The sequence below is a fragment of the Streptococcus henryi DSM 19005 genome (assembly GCF_000376985.1).
Lineage (GTDB): Bacteria > Bacillota > Bacilli > Lactobacillales > Streptococcaceae > Streptococcus > Streptococcus henryi.
In genome coordinates, this window is the sequence record NZ_AQYA01000031.1 from 59210 (window position 1) to 79351 (window position 20142).

The window sequence follows — 20142 nt, forward strand, 5'->3', positions numbered from 1 at the left end:
TACTATTAGTAATTATTCATGACTTCAAAAATCAACTAAAAAGACTTAACATCTTGCTTTTTAAAACGAGATATTAAGTCTGTTTACTTTTCATTCTTAGAAATAGGATAGCTATTCTGCTCTGCTATATTCAAAAGCAATATGATAAGTTTTTGTCGTATTTGGTTCGAGTGTAATGTCGCCAAAATCATCGTGGTTAATGGCATCTGGCAAGAATTGTGCTTCTAATGCGACAGCTTCAAACTCCTTAGCTTCTTGGCCTTTATCACGCGCTGGATAAATACCTCCTGGTAGTCCTCCCATAGTATAAACAACCCAAGCATTACGATCTGAATAAAGTTTAAGTTGGTCTCCACTTTCTTCATCTTTAAAAAGTCCAACAGGCTCAACCAATGATGGCTCAACAACAAAGGCATCGTCAAAACCACCAATCTGAGCAATTGCAGCTCCCAAATTTTGTCCTTTTCTGAAATCATAGGCAGTCCCTGCTACATCAAGGAATTTTCCAGTTGGCACCAAATCATCACGCGTTTCCAAATACTGGTGACTCAACAAATGAAAGCTATGATGTGTCAAATCTTGTCTTTCTCCTAGATTAAAATAAACGTGATTGGTTGGATTAAACAAGGTTGACTGACTTGTATCTTTTCCTGTATAAGTAATTGCAAAGCGGTTAGCATTATCTAGAGTAAACTTGGCTTCAATCTTCATATCTCCAGGAAAACCATCAACTTCTCCTTTGGCGCTATAAGTCAAAATAACACTGACAGCATCCGAAGTTTCTTCAAGTCGATAATCCCAGTTTTGCTTATGAAATCCTTGAGGTCCCCCGTGTAAACAATTTCCCTTTTCATTTTGTGGCACTTGGTAATCGTGACCATTTAAGCGAAAGCGTCCTGCATCAATTCGCCCTGCAACACGACCAATACTTTGACCAGCACAAAGTGAGTTTGTAAAATAATCACTTGGCTTATCAAATCCTAAAATTAGATTTTTAGGCTCACCACTTGATGTGGGAACTAAAAATTCTTGCCAAGTAGCTCCCAAGGTCAATACACTTGCCGAGACACCCTGATCATTGACAAGAGTGATTTTTGTAACAGGTTTTCCATCTATCTCTTCTACAAGTTGCGTTTTAATTTCCATATTAATATTCCTTTCGAAGATATATACCCCTATATTTTACTCCAAGAAACAAAGTTTGTAAACGTTTACTTAAAAATTTTACTAACATTAGCATTCAACTCATTTTTCTAAAAAATAAAGCCTGCCCTACATGAGGACAGACTTTAGAAAATATAAGTTTGTTGGTTAGATCTTAAAACTTAGAATACCCATTAAGCTAGGAAATGGAGCTAATAAACTTGGAAACTTATTTTACAACAATGTTGACAAGTTTATTAGGAACAGCTGAAAAGCTCTGGGGGAGGTTTTCAGGTTGGAAATAAGCAAATAAATTGGTTTACTTAATATCGATATTAACCAATTTAGTTGGCTCAAACAGTTTGGGGAACTGTTGGAGGTGGGAAATGAAGCTAACAAGCGAGTCTTACTTAACTACAATATTGACGAGCTTGTTAGGTACCGCTATCACCTTCACAATCTCTTTGCCTTCGATTTCGGCTTTGACTTTGTCGTTGGCAAGAGCAATGGCTTCAAGTTCTTCACGGCTTGAGTCTTTGGCTACCATGAGTTTAGCGCGGACTTTACCTTTGATTTGAACCACGATTTCGACTTCGGCTTCAACCAGTTTTGCTTCATCCCATGTTGGCCATGCCACGTGTGAGATTGACTGGCCAGAAGCTGTAAGGACTTGCCAGAGTTCTTCACCCAAGTGTGGTGCGAATGGGGCAATCAATTGAACAAAGCCTTTAGCATAGTCAGCAAAGAGTTTGTCTTCCTTGTTGGCTGCGTTGACGAAGACCATGAGCTGAGCGATAGCCGTATTGAATTTCATTGACTCGATTTGCTCAGTCACTGATTTAACGGTTTCATTGTAAACCTTGTCCAAAGCTCCGCTATTTTCAGCAACGATTTCCTTAGTTGAAATGAGACGGTAAACGCGGTCAAGGAACTTACGTGAGCCTTCAAGGCCTTCTTCTGACCAGGCGATTGAAGCGTCGAGTGGTCCCATAAACATTTCGTAAACACGAAGAGTGTCGGCACCGAATTGTTCCACAACATCGTCTGGGTTGACAACGTTTTTGAGGGATTTAGACATCTTAGCTGGCGCTTGTTCGAGCTCTTCACCTGTTTCCATGTGGAAGAAGGAACCGTCACGTTTTTCAACCTTATCAGTTGCCACAAGAGCACCACGGTGGTCACGGTAGCTTGTACCTAGAATCATCCCTTGGTTAAAGAGTTTTTGGAATGGTTCTTTGGTTGGAACAACTCCCAAATCATAGAGAACTTTGTGCCAGAAACGTGCGTAAAGCAAGTGAAGCACAGCGTGTTCAGCACCACCTACATAGATATCAACTGGCAACCATTGTTTAAGAAGGTCTTCATCAGCCAATTTTTCAGTATTGTGTGGGTCGATGTAGCGGAGGTAGTACCAGCTTGAACCAGCCCATTGTGGCATGGTGTTGGTCTCACGACGACCTTTAACGCCATCTTCACGGACCACTTCCAACCAGTCTGTCAAGTTAGCCAGTGGTGACTCACCTGTACCTGAAGGGCGGATATCCTTGGTTACTGGAAGGACAAGTGGCAATTCGCTTTCTGGAACAGCTGTTGATGTGCCATCTTCCCAATGGATGATTGGGATTGGCTCACCCCAGTAACGTTGACGGCTGAAGAGCCAGTCACGCAGGCGATAGGTTACTTTTTCATTTCCGACACCTTCTGCTTCCAACCAGTCTACCATTTTGGCAATAGCGTCACCCTTGTCCAAGCCGTCTAGGAAGCCTGAGTTGATGTGAAGTCCGTCTTCAGTGTAAGCAGCTTCTGCCACATTGCCACCTTCAAGAACTGGAATGATTTCTAGGTTGAATTCTTTGGCAAATTCCCAGTCGCGCTCGTCATGGGCAGGCACGGCCATGATGGCACCTGTTCCGTAGCTAGCTAGGACGTAGTCGGCAATCCAGATTGGGATTTCCTTGCCGTTGACAGGGTTGATGGCATAGGCACCAGTCCAGACACCTGTTTTTTCTTTGGCAAGGTCAGTACGGGCAAGGTCAGATTTTAGGCTGGCTTGACGTTTGTATTCTGCAACTGCTTCCGCTTGGTCAGCGGATGCAATCTCGTCCACAAGGGCATGCTCAGGCGCCAGAACAGCGTAAGTTGCACCAAAAAGCGTGTCAGGGCGAGTTGTGAAGACGGTGAAGTCCTTATCCGTGTCCTTGATTTTGAAGGTTACGTTAGCACCAGTTGATTTGCCAATCCAGTTGCGTTGCATGTCCTTGATAGACTCTGGCCAGTCGACTTCTTCCAAGTCTTCCAAGAGGCGCTCTGCGTAAGCAGTGATTTTAAGCATCCATTGGCGCATTGGTTTGCGGACAACGGGATAGCCCCCACGTTCAGAAGTTCCATCAGGAAGCACCTCTTCATTGGCGATGGCTGTTCCAAGCTCTTCTACCCAGTTAACTGGCACTTCAGCTTCATAGGCCAAGCCTTTTTCATAAAGCTTAGTGAAGATCCACTGGGTCCACTTGTAGTAGTTAGGGTCAGTTGTGTTGATTTCACGGTCCCAGTCATATGAGAAACCAAGGGCGTTAATCTGACGCTTGAAGTTGGCGATGTTCTCAGCTGTAAATTCAGCTGGGTCATTACCGGTATCCATAGCATATTGCTCCGCTGGCAAACCAAAGGCGTCCCAACCCATTGGGTGGAGAACATTGTAGCCTTGAGCGCGTTTGAAGCGGCTAAGAATATCAGTTGCTGTGTAGCCTTCTGGGTGTCCTACGTGAAGACCGGCTCCCGATGGGTAAGGGAACATATCCAATGCATAAAACTTAGGTTTTGAAGCATCAGTTCCTGTTTTAAAAGTATGATTGTCAGCCCAGTGTTTTTGCCACTTAGGCTCGATTTCTTTGTGATTGTATGTTGCCATAAATAAGATACCAAGGTCGACCAGAAATTACTAAATTTAAGAGCTTGCTTAAAATCTTATTTTGACTAGCAAGTTATCCTAAGAATAGGCTTTCTGACCGGATTAAATTCCTTTCTCTGTGCTCAAGTTATCTCTACCATTATAGCATGGAAAAGGTAAAGAAAAAAGGGAGTGGACTAAAAATCGGTAATTCATTTTTCTGAGTTTGCTATAAAGTCAGTGAATTTGATTTGGTCTCCCACTTATCAATCTCAATGAATCAGTAATCAACTAGACAAATTGGTAAAAGCTCTGCATCAATTACTATTATTCGTGTCAATTCACTCTGACTCCTCTAGGGATTCCTTATTCTGCTAAATAGCTCTGCAATTGTCCCATAGTAGCCTCAGCGTCTGATAAACCAAGGTTGTAGGCCTCATCAAATTTATCAGGATTTTTCTCGAGACGGCCGATTTCAATAGCTTGATGGGGACGAACAACAAAAACTTCCCCCTTATTCTCAAGGTCTATTATTTTTTCAACAGTTTCGTTATATTGCTCTGGACGTCTAGTCGCCACTTTAACAAAGTTTGGGTATTTCTTATAAAGGAGTTTGTAGAGACGTCCGCTGGAGGCTTGTTTACGGTAATCAATAGGACGGGTCAATACCACAATAAGCTTGTCAAATCCCAGACTTCTGGCAAATTCGACAGGAATAGAGTCAGATAAACCACCGTCAAGGTACTTATTGCCCTGCCATTCCACAATTTTGGAAGCTACAGGCAAGGCGGAACTCGCACGTAAAACTTCCATCTCTTCAAAAACATTCTCAATTTTATGGTACTCAGGCTTTCCTGTTTCGATATTGGTCACTGTTGCATAAAAGGGAATATTAGCTTTTTCGAAGGCGACTTCGTCAAAGACATCTAACTCCATAGGAACTTTGTAGTAGGTGAATTCTTTATTAACAACGTTTCCTGTTCTGAGCCAAGATCGGAGTCCCATATAATTTGGGTAAGAAATGTATTTTTTATTGTAACGAAGAGCACGTCCGCGCTGACCAGAAACATAATTCACCCCAAAAAGAGCCCCTGCCGAAACGGATACTATCCCGTCAACCTTAATGCCCGCATCTAAGAAGGCATCCAAAACACCCGCTGTATAGAGCCCTCGCATTCCTCCACCTTCTAAAACTAAACCTACTGACATCTTCCCCTCCCATTCTAATAAGTGTGGTATAGAAACGATAATTCCTTATATTTGCTACTTTTCTATGCCAAAAAAGCCCTGCAAAAGCAAGACTCTTCAACTATTAAAGTTCAGCAATTTGGTACAATTCCAACTCAGCAGCTGTTTCAGTACCAAACATGTTAATCATGATTTTAACCTTGTTGTTTTCAATTTCGACAACACGGCCTTCTTGTCCCATAAAGGCACCATCGATGATTTGAACCACATCACCAACCTTGATGTTTGTGTCAAAGACATCAACAGTTTGACCCATTGAAATAAGGATTGAACGAATTTCTTCTTCCAAAAGTGGTGTTGGTTTTGAACGGTTACCGTGTGAACCCACGAAACCTGTAACGTTTGGTGTGTTACGCACAACAAACCAAGCTTCATCAGTCATGACCATTTCTACCAAAACGTAACCTGGGAAGCGATTTTCTTCGATTTCTTTTGATTTACCGTTTTTCTCAACATTTACAGTTTGTGTTGGAATCTCCACGCGCAAAATGTTGTCAAGCATGTTATAAGTTTGAGCACGTTGCAAGAGGTTTTCCTTAACCTTGTTTTCATACCCTGAGTAAGTTTGAAGGACGAACCAGCCCTTATCAAATGAATCAATCATAAGAATTCCTTTCATTATAAAAAAGCCCTGTCGGCTTTCGGTTTGATTTCTTAATCTTATTATAGGGAAAATAGCTGGCGCTGTCAATGATTTACCCCATCTGAATACGATAAAAGAGCTGAAACCGTGGTTCCAGCTCTGCTATTTTTTAAAAACGATTAATCAATTCCATTACACCGAGGGACAAGAGTTTGTCGAAGATGTAAATGATTAGGGTAAAGAAGGCAGTGTACTCCAAAACGGAGAGAAAATCTTTCCAACGTTGCCCTTGGTTAGGCCAAGTAGTGTCCTTCAAAACCGTGAAAATACTTCCGATAAATTTCACTGTAATCTCCTTTGTTTACTGGTCAATCCTGCTATTAACGCGTTTCTTTGTGCAGGGTGTACTTCTTACAATATTTACAATATTTATTAACTTCTAGACGTGTTGCTTTTGGTGTTCCACTTACTCCGATAGAGTAATTGCGGCTACCACATTCTGAACACGCTAAACTTGCTTTTTTCTGTGCCATAACGCCTCCGTAACTTTGATTCTATCATATTTCTCAACTAATGGCAAGTTAATTCATTTGCTCGTTGAACCAGTTTGAAACGTTATCCCAAACATCTTTAACGACTTCACCCGCTTGATCAAGAGCCTGACTAAGTGAATCGCTGGCTGTCTGGGCAGATTCTTGAACTTTATCTAAAATATTGCTACTATCAAGGCCATATTCTGGTGATTCATCGGTGTCATCCGCATTATAGGTGAGTGCGTAACCATTCTGGCTATAGGCATTTTCCACAGTAAATTGGGTTCCTGCTGTATAAGGCAAAATGGCGCTGGCTGTCGCGCTAAAGATAGTCGATGCTGTTCCTGAACTTGAATCAGTTAAATAGTGATTTTCATCCGTTGAATCATAACCTATCCATTGAGCTAAAACAAGATCTGGAGTGTAGCCAATGACCCATTGATCACTAGTCAAATCAGCATTAAAGCTAGCCTCAACAGTTCCTGTTTTACCAGCCATAGTATAACCATAGGCATTAGCATTGACACCCGAACCATTTGAAAAAGTACCTAGCATCATGCTAGTCATCTTATCTGAAACAGACTGACTTAGTACTCTAGTCGAGGTTTCCTTAAAGGCAGCAATGGTTTCACCTCTGGCATTTTCCACGCGCTTAATTAAATGAGCCTTAGGCATGACACCATTATTAGCAAAGGTCGCGTAAGCTTGAGCCATCTTGAGCGGACTGGTTGATATACCCCCACCAAGAGCAATACCAAGTTCCTCATTGACATTTTTCATATTGAGACCAAATTTCTTCCCGTAGCTGATCCCTTTGGAAATCCCAATTTCATTTAACAAGTAAACAGCCGGGATATTGTAAGAATTAGCCAATGCTTGATACATAGGCACATCTTCCGTTTCGATACCAGCATAGTTTCCTGGGGTATAACCGTTAAAATCTTGAACGGTATTTGGTAGAAGGCTTGTCACGCTGTAACCAGAGGCAACCGCCGGCGAATAGACCACTAATGGTTTAATAGTCGAACCTGGACTACGTGAAGACTGCGTTGCATAGTTAAAACTGCGGAATGTTGCTGAGGTTGAACTTACTCTACCCACAAGTCCTCTAACTGCACCAGTTGTCGGGTCCATAGCTACGCTGGCACCCTGAACGCTCTCTCCATCGAAATCAGAGACTGGGAAATTATAGGTATTATCAAAAATAGCCTGCATGTTAGCTTGATAATTCTGATCAAGTTCTGTAAAAATTTTATAGCCATTATTAACAATATCATTCTCAGAAATGCCATAAGTCTGCTCAGCTTCCTGAATAACCGCATCAAAATAGGAAGCGTATTGATAGTCATCTGAACTACCCGTGTAAGTATCACTCAATTGGCTAGAAATATCAATGGACGAAGCTGAATCAGCCTCTTCCTGAGATATTTTTCCAGCATCAACCATAGCTTGCAAAACAGTATTACGGCGATTGGTTGCATTTTCAACCGAGTAATAAGGATTATAGATTTCTGGTCCTTTTAGCATACCTGCTAATGTGGCTGCTTGTTCCACGGATAAATTAGCTGCGCTAGTCCCAAAATATTTTTGACTGGCATCTTCAATTCCCCAAACAGAGTTACCAAAGTAGGCATTATTGAGATACATTGTCAAAATGTCGTCTTTGCTATATTTCTTTGTCAATTCCAGAGCTAAGAAAAATTCTTTTGCTTTACGTGTAACAGTCTGTTCTTGTGAAAGATAGGCATCCTTTGCTAACTGCTGAGTGATGGTTGATCCACCACCGAAACGTCCCATGGTAAAGACAGCAAGAAGAAAACGAGACAGGTTAATCCCGCTATTATCATAAAATGTACGGTCCTCAGTCGCAACAACAGCAGCTTCCATATAGTCACTCACCGCATCCAGTTCAACATAGGTTCCCTTCTGACCAGACAAAGACCCGACCTGTTGATCGTTTTGATCATAAATGATTGTCGTAGCCTTTAGTGCATCCTGCAAATCTGAAACCTTAGTCGATTTAGCGACATAAAAAAGATAAGATCCAACCCCTAGAACAAAGAGAGCAATCAACAATAACAGAATTTTCCCAATATGATAGCGACGCCAGAACCGTCTAATTGGACTCTTAGGAGAAGGCATAAAACGGTCAAATTTCTTTAGCCATTCTGGACGATTTTTCTCCTTTTCTTGATGTCCACGACTACGTCGATAAGTAGCAGATGATTCAGCCTCTTCTGACAAGTCATCCACTGACCAATCTCTTAATGCGTCATCCCCTTCATATTCATTCTTCACTTCTTTTTTACTTAAGGAGCTCAATTTCTCCCTTAAAAATTCAAATACTTTCATGCTCCCATTATAACAATTTCTCTAAAAATCTTCATAAACCAAGGATTAGTAAAACGTTTTAAATGTCAGAGAAAATAAACAACAACTCTTCCATCTAAAAATGATGTACCAAGTAAATCTAAAGAATCCGCCGCCTACCTAGACTCTACCCTCCGTCAGAAATGATGTCTTAAACTCACTACACACCGTTATTTCTAACCTTTTTCAAAAACGACTAGTTTTCGCCATTTTAATCTAAGTGTTTTCAATTGGTTGGTGGTATAATAAGAGTGTAGGAAATCAAGGAAATGAGAGGTTACACATATGGGTAAACAATTTGAAGCCTTCAAGAAAACATTGTCTGCTGATAGCCTCCGGGCCATTTATGATGAAACCCGAATTGAAGTTGCACCTGAAGAATCTGAAGGCACAGAAGCCTTTGCCATTGCAGTTGCGACTCAGATGGCAGTCAATCTGTTAGAAAAATATCAGGACTGGTTAGATGAATTATAGAAGCCCTGCTTTTATTCATATCCATGGCACCATTAGGTGCTTTTTTTATCTCTAGTTGTTATAATAGAAACATGACATTTACCATTCACATTACAAACCCATATGATTCCTGCACCGTCAAAGAATTACTTGAAAACCACCTTCTCATCCCTCGCAAAATCCGCCACTTCCTACGTACCAAAAAACACGTTCTCATCAATGACCAAGACATCAATTGGCAAAGTATGGTCAATAAAGGCGATATAGTTCAACTGACCTTTGATCAGGAAGATTACCCACAAAAAAGTATTCCTTTTGGAAATGCTGCGCTGGTCGACTGCCTTTATCAAGACCAGCATCTAATCGTTGTTAATAAACCAGAAGGCATGAAAACCCATGGCAATGAACCAAATGAAATAGCCTTGCTTAACCATGTCTCAGCATACACTGGACAAACCTGCTATGTTATCCACAGACTAGATATGGAAACCAGCGGAGCTGTTATGTTTGCTAAAAATCCTTTTATCCTGCCAATCTTGAATCGTCTTCTTGAAAACAAGGACATCTCTCGTGAATATTGGGCACTAGTCAGTGGAAAATTTGAACCCAAACAACAAGTTTTTAGGGATAAAATTGGAAGAGATCGCCATGACCGCAGAAAACGTGTTGTTGATAAGCGAAATGGTCAAGCTGCACTAACAAGCGTTACTAGGCTAAAAGCATATCCCAAGACTAGTTTAGTCAAGTGCCAACTTGCCACAGGACGTACCCACCAAATCCGTGTTCACCTTTCTCATCATGGACACGCTATTCTGGGCGACCCTCTCTACAGTCGTATCCCGTATAAACGTCTCATGCTTCACGCCCATAAGCTAAGCTTTACACACCCACTCACTCTTGAAAAGATTTCCGTTGAAGCCCCATCACCAACTTTTGAATCTGGATTAAAATAATAAATAGAGGCTAGGTAAGAACTCAAATCTGAGTTCTTCTTTTGAAAAGTAGATACTTTAATACTCAATGAAAATCAAAATCAGACTAGGCGACAAGACGCAGACAGTACTAAAGTACGGCAAGGTGAAGTCAACAAAGTATCATTTTGATTTTCCAAGAGTATAAAAAGGCATAGAATCAACGTTTGGGACAACGAAATTCTATGCCTTTTAGTGTATTCTGGACTTTTGCCCAGCCTCACAATATAGTTCCTAGTAACATCAAAACCCAGTAGTCTAGTAAGTTTTAGTTCGCCATTTCATGACTTCTTAAACTCTACTAACCCTTGCGGAGCGAAGTGAGAGTAAAAGAGCCTGGGGAGGGGCTCTTTCAGCCTGAACCTAGAAATGAGGACCTGAGGGGACCTCTTTTTACTTGGTCGAGTTCTGTCCCACTCCCTATTATTTAACTCTTATTCTCAATGTCCAGACTAATAACTTATTGTTTTGTCAGTGTTTGTCCCTCAAGAGGGTGACTGAAGTCAAAATCATCGTTGACATTTGTTTGCCAAACAACTGGTTTAATACTTGACCCATTAATTTGAACACCGTAGGTATACTTGACACCAACACCACCAATACCTCCTACGACAAAGGCTGAAACATCAGCACCATCATCGTAAACATATTGATATAAACCATTACCCTTATCTTCAACCTTTGTTACTTTGGCAGAACGATTGGTATCAGGTGTTTTATCATCTTTAAAGTTAATTTTAAGATTAACCGTACCATCTTCAGCAAAAGTCATCGTAATCGTATTACCTTGCTCTTTTCCTGACCAAGTTCCGATAAGGTCCTCTGGGAAAATGCTGGCTGCTTTAAGGCGATTTTCTTCACTCGTTACCGTAATTGATTTTTGACCAGACTTAGAAACCACATAAGAATCACCTGATTTCTTCAAGGTCACCTGACCAACTAATTCTTGAATAATATCGCCCTGAGTACGCTTAGCACTATCAGTAGATTCATCATAATAAAAATCGTAAGTTGCAGAGAAATCAAGAAGGTAACTTTCCTTGCCGACCTGTGTCATATTATTGACCCAGATACTTGGAATAGTAATACTTGTCGCTCTTCTCTTGTCAGTCAGCATTTTTGCTGAGACACTTTCCTTCAAACCTTTATAAAAGTCATTCTGAGCTCCGCCCTCAAAGACTGTGCTAAGATCACTTGGATCCTGACCCTGATTCAAGTAAGCAATTAACTGGTCAAAGGTAGAAATTAAGACCTTACCAGCCGTATCCTCATCAAGAAGCTTATCCACATCCAAAGCTACAGTCGCTCCTTCAGTAATAGATGAAAGGGCAACTTCTTTAGACCTCAGGTCCCCATCAGAATATTTTTTCTTAACATAGGCTTGCGCAGCATCTGTCAAAGGATAATCACTTACCTCATATTTTCCATTAGACAAACTACCAACTCGGGTGTCATCAAAATAGAGTTCACCGTCCTTGATGTTACTTGTGACAGTGAAATTCTTGAAAGACACCGTCAAATCAAGCACCTTATCTTGCCCATCATAATTTCTGCTCAACTCCAACTTCTTGCCCTTATAAAGACCAGAAATGCTGGCAGTATAGTCAGCAATAGGGAGACGTTCTAATTGAATTGAGAAATCTTCAGAGTTTGTCGTCACCACTTTCTTTTTATTAAGCAGGATATCAACCTTATCAACATTAGTTTTAATCGTTAAATCCATTGGTTTAAAAGCAATTTTATAATTAGGGAAAATCCCCCATCGACTGCCAACCCTCTTAACAAAATAATCTGATGACTCATCAGCATTCTTCAATTCCTTGGATAATTGCTGAGCTTCTGAGGCATCAAGAGCAGTAAATTCCGCATACTTAGCCTCATCATTTGTAATCTGTTCAGCTGTATCAGACCAAACAAGGAAGCCCTTGATATTCTCAAAAGTATCACCCGAATCACTGTAAGCTGCTACATAGCGATCAATAATTCGTGATTTTGAATAATGAAGACTACCCCAAATGACAAAACTAAGAAGGACAATACCAACAATAAGCGAGGGAATCCAAACCTTCTTACGCTTCAATAACGCCTTAAACTTTTCCATAATAGATTAACTCCATTCACATCTTTCTAAAAGCATCTCAAACTAGAGCAATACCCTAATCAGATTCTTTTTTTATTTTTTCGAAACGGTTACACTCTTATTATATCAAAAAGACTATTTGTCACCTATTGCAAACTAATAACAAGATCCAACTAATCTAAAAAACTTGTAAATAAGACGTTATTTTTCTAAAAATTAGTGACCTCCTTGATAAGTATCCTTCCTGCTCACAACATCTAATAGACTTTGAAAAACATAATGATAGAACCCTTGATCATCCAGCTGACATATCTAGCCTAGAAAAAAGGCTAGGACATTGTCCCAACCTTTTATTGACTGCATAATACTCTTTGAAAATCAACATGATAGAAGTCCGTTTCGACTTGCCCTACCAGTACTGGCTTCGTCTCACTTACTCGTCTGATTTTGATTTTATTTGACTATAAACTTTAAGTAAGCTACTAAGCAAATTAATAATCATTATCAAAACTTTGCATCAATAGCCTCCTAATTCCTAGGAAGAAGTAAAAAATTAGAAATTAGGATAAATGTAACTGACATTTCCAGGTGTTTCACTGTTACTTGGATCAAACCAGCCACGGTAATTATCAATCCACTGCTGGTCATTATAATTAGCCTCCAAAACTTGGATTCTACCATCTTGAGCAACTTCCGTCACATAGGCAACATGACCATAACCGCCATCAGTCCAGCAAATAATAGACCCTACCATTGGCGTATAACCTACTCTATATCCCTGAAGACTGGCGCTTGATGCCCAATCGCCACCATTTCCCCACCAGTCGCCAACCCAAGAAGCCAGTTCTTTGACAGCCCAAGTACATTGACCGATAGGATAAGTGTTCGTGATTAGACCATTTTCATCTTTCTGATAAGTAAAACTAGTTTCTGTTGTGACAGTTTCAACCACACTTGTCTGATAGTAAGTCGTTACAGAACTGGAAACTGAAATCTCCTGACCAGGCAAAATTAAGCTATCAATGGTCATATTATTCAAAGCTGCCAAATCATAGATATCCATGCCATACTGACTGGCAATGCTATAGAAAGAATCACCGTATTGAATAGTGTAACTATCCGCATCAACTGATGAAGTACCTACATAAGCTGCTGCCAAAAGAGAAGATACTCCAAGAGCTGCCTTAGCTAGTGTATTTGTTTTAGTCTTTTTTTGATTCATATTAACCTCCGTTGATTATTAGTCTAACAAAACAATATGACAAGTTTTTAACGTATTATTGATATCAGATGAGATTAATATTAAGAAACTTTTCTATGGATGTGACTGAAAGCAATTATTTATAAATATTTTGATATAGCTAGAGTTCAAAAAAGCCTATCCTTTTAAGGATAGACTTTGAGTGATTTTTGTTAAGAGATAATATCTTAGAATCCACCCATCATGCCTGGGTCCATAGCTGGAGCTGCTGGTGCAGCTGGTTCTGGTTTGTTGGCAACAACTGCTTCTGTTGTTAGGATAAGGCTAGCTACTGAAGCTGCATTTTGAAGGGCAGAGCGAGTCACCTTAACTGGGTCGATAATTCCTGTTTCAACCATGTTTACCCACTCACCATTAGCTGCGTTAAAGCCAGTTCCAATCTCGCTATTTTTAAGGCGGTCAATGACAACTGAACCTTCATAACCTGCATTGTAGGCAATTTGACGAACAGGCTCTTCAAGGGCACGTAGAACGATGTTACGGCCTGTTGCATCATCACCATCAAGTTCCAATTCAGAAACTTTAGCAATGACGTTAACAAGGGCTGTACCACCACCTGCAACGATACCTTCTTCAACAGCTGCACGTGTGGCGTTAAGGGCATCTTCAATACGGAGCTTCATTTCTTTAAGTTCCGTTTCAGTTGCGGCACCAACTTTAATAACAGCCACTCCACCTGCTAACTTAGCAAGACGCTCTTGAAGTTTTTCGCGGTCAAATTCAGAAGAAGTTGTTTCCAATTGTGACTTAATCAAGTTAGCTCGATTGGCAATTGCTTCGCGTGAGCCAGCTCCTTCAACGATAACTGTTGAATCTTTATCAACAGTCACTTTAGCAGCCTGACCAAGCGCAGCCATTGTTGCATCCTTAAGCTCAAGACCAAGGTCTTCTGTGATGACTGTACCGCCAGTCAAGATGGCAATGTCTTCCAACATTGCTTTGCGGCGGTCGCCAAATCCAGGAGCTTTAACGGCTACTACATTGAAGGTTCCGCGAATCTTGTTGAGAACAAGAGTTGGTAACGCCTCACCATCCACGTCATCAGCAATGATAAGAAGTGGGCGGCTTGTTTTAAGCACTTCTTCCAAGAGTGGAAGCACATCTTGAATGTTTGAAATTTTCTTGTCTGTGATAAGGATAAATGGATTTTCAAGGTCCGCAACCATTTTCTCGTTGTCAGTTACCATATATTGAGAAAGGTAACCGCGGTCGAATTGCATCCCTTCAACCACATCAAGTTCAGTCTCCATACCGCGAGACTCTTCGATAGTGATGACACCATCTTTACCCACGCGCTCCATAGCTTCTGAAATGTAGTCACCGACTTTTTCAGAACGTGATGACACTGCAGCAACTTGAGCAATAGCTTCCTTGTTTGCAACGGGTTGAGCGATTGCTTTTAGCTCGTCAACGGCAACAGCAACCGCTGCTTCAATCCCACGACGGATACCAATTGGATTGGCACCAGCTGTCACATTTTTAAGACCTTCACGAACGATAGCTTGAGTCAAGACAGTGGCTGTAGTTGTTCCGTCACCAGCGATGTCGTTGGTTTTTGATGCCACTTCAGATACCAATTTGGCACCCATGTTTTCAAAATGATCTTCTAACTCAATTTCTTTTGCAATAGTTACCCCATCATTAGTGATGAGTGGTGAACCAAAAGCTTTTTCCAAAACAACGTTACGACCTTTAGGGCCTAAGGTTACTTTAACTGTATCTGCCAAGATGTCAACACCGCGAACCATAGCTGCGCGTGCATCTGCAGAAAATTTAATTTCTTTTGCCATAATTAAGATACCAAGTCCGCCAATAATCAGATAGAAAATGAGGCGTCCAATGCTGAAGAATGACTCCAAGGAAGACTATCTCTTTTCCAACGATTATAGGAGGAATTCAATTCCTTTCAATCTTTGATTTTCTATATAAGTTAAGGCTTGCTTTGCTTGCCTTCTTCTCTCAATTTTAAAAATTTAGCCTAAGATTGCCAAGATGTCGCTTTCACGAATGATGCTAACCTTGTCATCTCCATCTTTGACTTCAATTCCTGCTCCATTTTCCACAAGAACCTTATCACCTGCGGCAACACTTGGAGCTACCAAATCTCCTGTCAATGTGCGAATCCCTTGACCGACAGAAAGAACCTGAGCAACTTTTGTCGCTTCATGACTAGCACCTGCCAAAACAAAACCACCACTTGTTTTTTCTTCTACTTCTTCAAATTTAACGACCACGCGGTCCCCTAATGGTTTCAATGACATAACTCTTCCTCCATTGATTTTTTTGAAAATAGCAGAGCTAAACACTTATCTTTTCCTCTGCTTTTAGCACTCTAAACAAAAGAGTGCTAACTCTTACTCAACTATTCTATCACTTGGTCAAAAATAGTCAAGAAAAAAGTCTATCGAAGACACCAATAATCTTATCCTCAAATAAAATCAAATTCAGACGAGAAAGTGAGACAAAGACAACACCAAGAATCTATCACCAGACTGGAGTATAGCCAGTCGAAACTGGTAGCTTTCATTTAGATTTTAAAAGAGCATTAACCACAAACAAAGGGGAGCCCAGCCCCCCTCACATGAATAAAGTTTTGTAAAAACACCATGATTGGCAGCAAAATTTTATCGTTTCATTGAATAAAACAAATAAAAAGCAACCAATAATGCACTAACTATAATACCTACCTTCAGAGTTGTCGTCATGCTATTGACATCCTCTTTGCCTGCTCCCCGGCTTTTAGCGGTAGTCGCATCATCACTCATATGTGTTTGATTCGCAATTTCACTCCACTTTATATACTCCTGAACAGGTTCATCTTTGTCCATCATGTCCCTACTCCTTTTCATGGAACTCGTATCTTTCAGACTCTAAACATCTAAAAGATATTGCAGCAGTAAAATTACTGAATCCTTGAGAGCAATCCTCTATGTTCTATTTAGACTTGTGGTATCGAGCCAAGCTAAAATTAAACAAAGAGTCTTATATGTATGAATAATCATTCATACTGTCATATTATATCAAAGAAAAAACTCCTTTGTAAAGGCGGTTACTAATTACTAAATCTTTCGAATTTTTAGGTTTCATGTATTATTATTAGAATTTCGAAAATAGATATACAGTTTGTTGAAATATGTTTGTTATCTATGAGAAGTTCCAAAGCGTTTATATTGAACATCTATGAGCTGTCAATGATAAAAAAACTATTAGTTATTTACCTAAAAACATCCCTATCTTAATCAGATATTAACACCCACTAATCCCATATTTTATGATATTGTCATTCGAATTAGCTTTGATACATCGTCTCTATCAGCTTGCCATACTCTCGGCTGATAGAAAGACGTTTCCTTAATTCCCCACCTCAAACAGTCACTTCCCTGACTATTTGATCTACTCGCGCCTTACGTTCCTTGTCTGAAAGCTCTTCATTCGACTATAATACCTTAACTTTCCCTTCTAATTTAAACCCTTAAGTTTTTATATGATTCTCAAAAATGGCTAAATAAGAAAATGACCCAACCACAAGACTACTCAGCCTATAGTTAGGTCACTTTAATTTAACTTAAATAATTCTTTTTATGTACTTATTGCTTAACCCAATACTAGAGCATCATCATTAAGAACCTGACCACTATTTTTGTGGAAGAGGTCCATCAATTGAGCCACAGTGAGATTTTTCTTTTCTTCACCTTTGACGTCAACCACGATTTTACCGTGATAGAGCATGACCAAACGATTACCGTACTCAATGGCATGTTCCATGTTGTGGGTAATCATGAGGGTTGTCAACTTGTGTTCTTCAACTACTTTTTTAGTCAAGCCCATAACCATGTCGCTAGTTTTAGGGTCAAGAGCTGCAGTATGTTCATCAAGCAAAAGGACTTTAGGACGCACCAAGGTTGCCATAGCCAGTGTCAAGGCCTGACGTTGACCCCCTGAAAGAAAGGCAGCATCCGTCTTAAGACGATTTTCTAAACCAAGTCCTAGTTCTGAAAGAGCTGCTTTAAAAATTTCACGGTCTTTTTCAGTAACTGATTTTTTGAAAATGCTACGCTTTTTCCCACGAAGGTAGGCAATAGCCATATTTTCCTCAATACTCAAGTTTGTCGCTGTCCCCATACGAGGATCTTGGAAAACGCGGCTGATGTGCTGTGAACGTTGAGCTACTGATGCTTTGCGGATAGATTCCCCTTCAAGCAAAATATCCCCTTCATCAACAGTTACAACACCTGCGATAGAGTTCATCAAAGTTGATTTACCTGCACCGTTACCGCCGATAACAGAGATGAAATCACCTTGTTCAATTTCCAAATCCAAGCCACGTAAGACGTGATTTTCATTGACTGTCCCTTTTTCAAAGGTTTTATGAATATTAGATAAAGTTAAAAGAGCCATTACTTGTCACCTCCTGCATTTAACGATTTTGAAGGCTTGATACTCAAGAAAGTACGAATCTCTGGGATGTAGAGGATGATAGCAAGTAGAATTGCTGACACCAATTTAATCATTTGAGCATCCACATTCATTGCCAAGATAATGACAATAATCAAGCGATAAAGAACGGCACCTACCACGATTGACAAAAGTCGTTTTCCAAGTGGCAAGTATTTGATGATTACCTCTGCTAGGATAATTGAAGCCAAACCGATAACGATTGTTCCTACCCCCATATTAAGGTCAGCGTAGCCATTATTCTGAGCCAAAAGAGCACCAGACAATGCTATAAGACCGTTTGAGAGCATGTAACCAAGAATCTTCATGCGGTCAACTTTAATTCCGTTTGCTTCACCCATTTCCAAGTTATCACCTGTCGCACGAAGTGCCAAACCAAGCTGAGTGTTAAGCAGAACAACAAGAGATAGAACTACCAAGGCTACAAAGATGGCACCGATAATAAGCACAGCCGTTGTTTTTGTGAGACCAGTGTCAGTCAAGAGAGTCACCAAAGTTGTTTCACCAGAAAGCGAGACATTTGAACGTCCAAGAATGAGCAAGTTAACTGAGTAGAGCCCTGTCAAGGTGATAATACCTGTCAAAAGTGCTGGAATCTTCATCTTTGTATGCATAAAGCCTGAGACAGCCCCTGCAGCCATACCACCTAGCATCCCACCAAAGGTTGCTAAGATTGGGTGATAGCCATTGATAATCATGAGAGCACATACCGCTGCCCCCATTGGGAATGATCCCTCAGCTGACAAATCCGCAATGTCTAAGATACGAAAGGTTAAAAATACACCAATGGCCATAATTGACCATAACAAGCCTTGTGATACGCTTGATAATACGATATCCATATTTGTTTCCTCTTTAATCGAGAATCTCGCTTACGAGGTTTCTCTCCTTAATTTTCTTCTTTAATACTAGTTACATCAATACCTAAGATGTCTGCCATTTCTTCGTTAACAACAACTTTTAGGGTATTTGGATATTCTGCTGATAGATCACTAGCTTTTTTACCTTCTAGGATTTCAGCAGCCATTTTTGCGGTCTGACGTCCCAATTCTTTATAGTCTGCACCATATGATAAGAGCACACCGCCAGGTACCATATCTGCTGAACCACCGACGACTGGAATCTTCATTTCTTTAGACAAATCTCCAAGAAGAGTTACAGAACTTGCAACAATATTATCTGTTGGAACAAAGAGAACTTCTGTTTGTCCCATCAAACTCTTAGCAGTATCTTGAACATCATTTGTTGACGCAATGCCTTTGACAACTGTTTCAATGCCAGCTTTTTTGAAGGCTTTTTTAGCGTCTTCAACTTGAACTTCTGAATTACGTTCGCTGGTTGTATACATGATACCAACTTTTTTAACATCAGGCATAACTTTTTGAAGCAATTCAACCTGTTTATCAATTGGTGACATGTCACTTGTTCCCGTAGCATTACCTCCAGGTTTTTCCATTGAATCAACCAATTTAGCAGAAACAGGATCTGTTACTGCTGTAAATAGGATTGGTATTTCAGTAGTTGCTGCTGTCAAGCTCTGCGCAGCAGGTGTTGCAATACCAAGGATTAGGTCGTTATCTTTAACCAAGCTTTCAGAGATGGTTTGAAGGTTTGCTTGGTCAGCTTGAGCATTCTGATAATCAATAACGATATTATCACCATCTTTGTAGCCCAATTCTTCCAACTCTTCAACAAAGCCTTCACGTGCCGCTGTTAAAGATTCATGTTCAACATATTGCAAAATCCCAATATGTTTTGCATCACTTGAAGCAGAATCATTCCCTTTTGATGCACATCCAACCAAAATCAAGCTTGCTGCTCCCAAAACAAGAGCACTTTTCAATAGTTTTTTCATAGTAGTCTCCTCATCTTCTACTTTATTGATTACAATCTTCCTGAAACGAAATAAAACCAGCTAGATAAATGAAAATCTAGCCGGTTAACTCATCGTATATATCCAAATACACCCATGTTTTTGCCTGTTAGATTTTCTAATGATCTAATCGGCTTTTCAACAGTAAAATGCTTTAGCTTCATAGATACAAACGGTTCTGACGCTTGCATCCGAGTGGCTACAAACGTCTATCTAAAGAAACTAAAGTAATAAAAATGATTCAGTTTTTGATTAGTTGCTGACGCCTGTTTAAGCATATCACTG

17 protein-coding genes are annotated in these 20142 nt (G+C 40.2%); 2 read left to right on the plus strand and 15 right to left on the minus strand.

Annotation, left to right across the window (positions count from 1 at the left end; all coding sequences use genetic code 11):
* Window positions 1-111: 111 nt before the first annotated feature.
* From F601_RS0105375 to pbp2a, 7 genes are all read right to left on the minus strand, one after another.
* On the minus strand, window positions 112-1146 hold the full coding sequence (locus F601_RS0105375; RefSeq protein ID WP_018164644.1) for an aldose epimerase family protein: 1035 nt from the start codon (window positions 1144-1146) through the stop codon (window positions 112-114).
* A 403-nt stretch (window positions 1147-1549) separates the two neighbouring features.
* Window positions 1550-4051, minus strand: coding sequence for a leucine--tRNA ligase (gene leuS / locus F601_RS0105380; RefSeq protein WP_018164645.1), 2502 nt, complete (start codon window positions 4049-4051; stop codon window positions 1550-1552).
* A 345-nt stretch (window positions 4052-4396) separates the two neighbouring features.
* Entirely contained in the window at window positions 4397-5239 is an 843-nt protein-coding gene (locus F601_RS0105385) for a patatin-like phospholipase family protein (protein WP_018164646.1), read from the minus strand.
* A 103-nt stretch (window positions 5240-5342) separates the two neighbouring features.
* Complete coding sequence (gene nusG, locus F601_RS0105390; protein WP_018164647.1) at window positions 5343-5882, minus strand: transcription termination/antitermination protein NusG; 540 nt, start codon at window positions 5880-5882, stop codon at window positions 5343-5345.
* 148 nt (window positions 5883-6030) lie between these two features.
* On the minus strand, window positions 6031-6207 hold the full coding sequence (secE, locus tag F601_RS0105395) for a preprotein translocase subunit SecE (RefSeq protein ID WP_018164648.1): 177 nt from the start codon (window positions 6205-6207) through the stop codon (window positions 6031-6033).
* Window positions 6208-6241: 34 nt separating this feature from the next.
* Window positions 6242-6394, minus strand: a complete 153-nt coding sequence (gene rpmG, locus F601_RS12895) for a 50S ribosomal protein L33 (protein ID WP_074486629.1) — start codon at window positions 6392-6394, stop codon at window positions 6242-6244.
* Window positions 6395-6442: 48 nt separating this feature from the next.
* Complete coding sequence (gene pbp2a, locus F601_RS0105400) at window positions 6443-8746, minus strand: penicillin-binding protein PBP2A (protein ID WP_018164649.1); 2304 nt, start codon at window positions 8744-8746, stop codon at window positions 6443-6445.
* Window positions 8747-9049: 303 nt separating this feature from the next.
* Here pbp2a and F601_RS0105405 point away from each other — a divergent pair, with 303 nt between their 5' ends.
* Window positions 9050-9238, plus strand: a complete 189-nt coding sequence (locus F601_RS0105405; RefSeq protein WP_018164650.1) for a hypothetical protein — start codon at window positions 9050-9052, stop codon at window positions 9236-9238.
* Window positions 9239-9309: 71 nt separating this feature from the next.
* Window positions 9310-10170, plus strand: coding sequence for an RluA family pseudouridine synthase (locus F601_RS0105410; protein WP_026183119.1), 861 nt, complete (start codon window positions 9310-9312; stop codon window positions 10168-10170).
* A gap of 478 nt (window positions 10171-10648) precedes the next feature.
* On the opposite strand, the gene F601_RS0105415 is transcribed toward F601_RS0105410, so the two are convergent.
* The 8 genes from F601_RS0105415 to F601_RS13230 all read right to left on the minus strand — a co-directional run bounded on the left by F601_RS0105415 (window position 10649) and on the right by F601_RS13230 (window position 19839).
* Window positions 10649-12289 carry a zinc ribbon domain-containing protein gene (locus F601_RS0105415; RefSeq protein ID WP_018164652.1) on the minus strand — a complete coding sequence of 547 codons (1641 nt, stop codon included), beginning with the start codon at window positions 12287-12289 and terminating at the stop codon, window positions 10649-10651.
* Between the two features lie 532 nt (window positions 12290-12821).
* Window positions 12822-13490: a CHAP domain-containing protein gene (locus tag F601_RS0105420; RefSeq protein WP_018164653.1), complete on the minus strand. Its 669-nt coding sequence runs from the start codon at window positions 13488-13490 to the stop codon at window positions 12822-12824.
* A gap of 206 nt (window positions 13491-13696) precedes the next feature.
* Window positions 13697-15319 carry a chaperonin GroEL gene (groL, locus tag F601_RS0105425; RefSeq protein ID WP_026183120.1) on the minus strand — a complete coding sequence of 541 codons (1623 nt, stop codon included), beginning with the start codon at window positions 15317-15319 and terminating at the stop codon, window positions 13697-13699.
* Window positions 15320-15502: 183 nt separating this feature from the next.
* Window positions 15503-15790, minus strand: coding sequence for a co-chaperone GroES (groES, locus tag F601_RS0105430; protein WP_018164655.1), 288 nt, complete (start codon window positions 15788-15790; stop codon window positions 15503-15505).
* Between the two features lie 363 nt (window positions 15791-16153).
* Window positions 16154-16360, minus strand: a complete 207-nt coding sequence (locus tag F601_RS0105435) for a hypothetical protein (RefSeq protein WP_018164656.1) — start codon at window positions 16358-16360, stop codon at window positions 16154-16156.
* 763 nt (window positions 16361-17123) lie between these two features.
* Window positions 17124-17927 carry an ABC transporter ATP-binding protein gene (locus tag F601_RS0105440; protein ID WP_018164657.1) on the minus strand — a complete coding sequence of 268 codons (804 nt, stop codon included), beginning with the start codon at window positions 17925-17927 and terminating at the stop codon, window positions 17124-17126.
* Window positions 17927-18826: an ABC transporter permease gene (locus tag F601_RS13225; RefSeq protein ID WP_040833366.1), complete on the minus strand. Its 900-nt coding sequence runs from the start codon at window positions 18824-18826 to the stop codon at window positions 17927-17929. The genes F601_RS0105440 and F601_RS13225 overlap by 1 nt, the downstream gene beginning before the upstream one ends.
* A gap of 47 nt (window positions 18827-18873) precedes the next feature.
* Window positions 18874-19839: an ABC transporter substrate-binding protein gene (locus tag F601_RS13230; RefSeq protein WP_026183122.1), complete on the minus strand. Its 966-nt coding sequence runs from the start codon at window positions 19837-19839 to the stop codon at window positions 18874-18876.
* Between the last annotated feature and the right edge of the window lie 303 nt (window positions 19840-20142).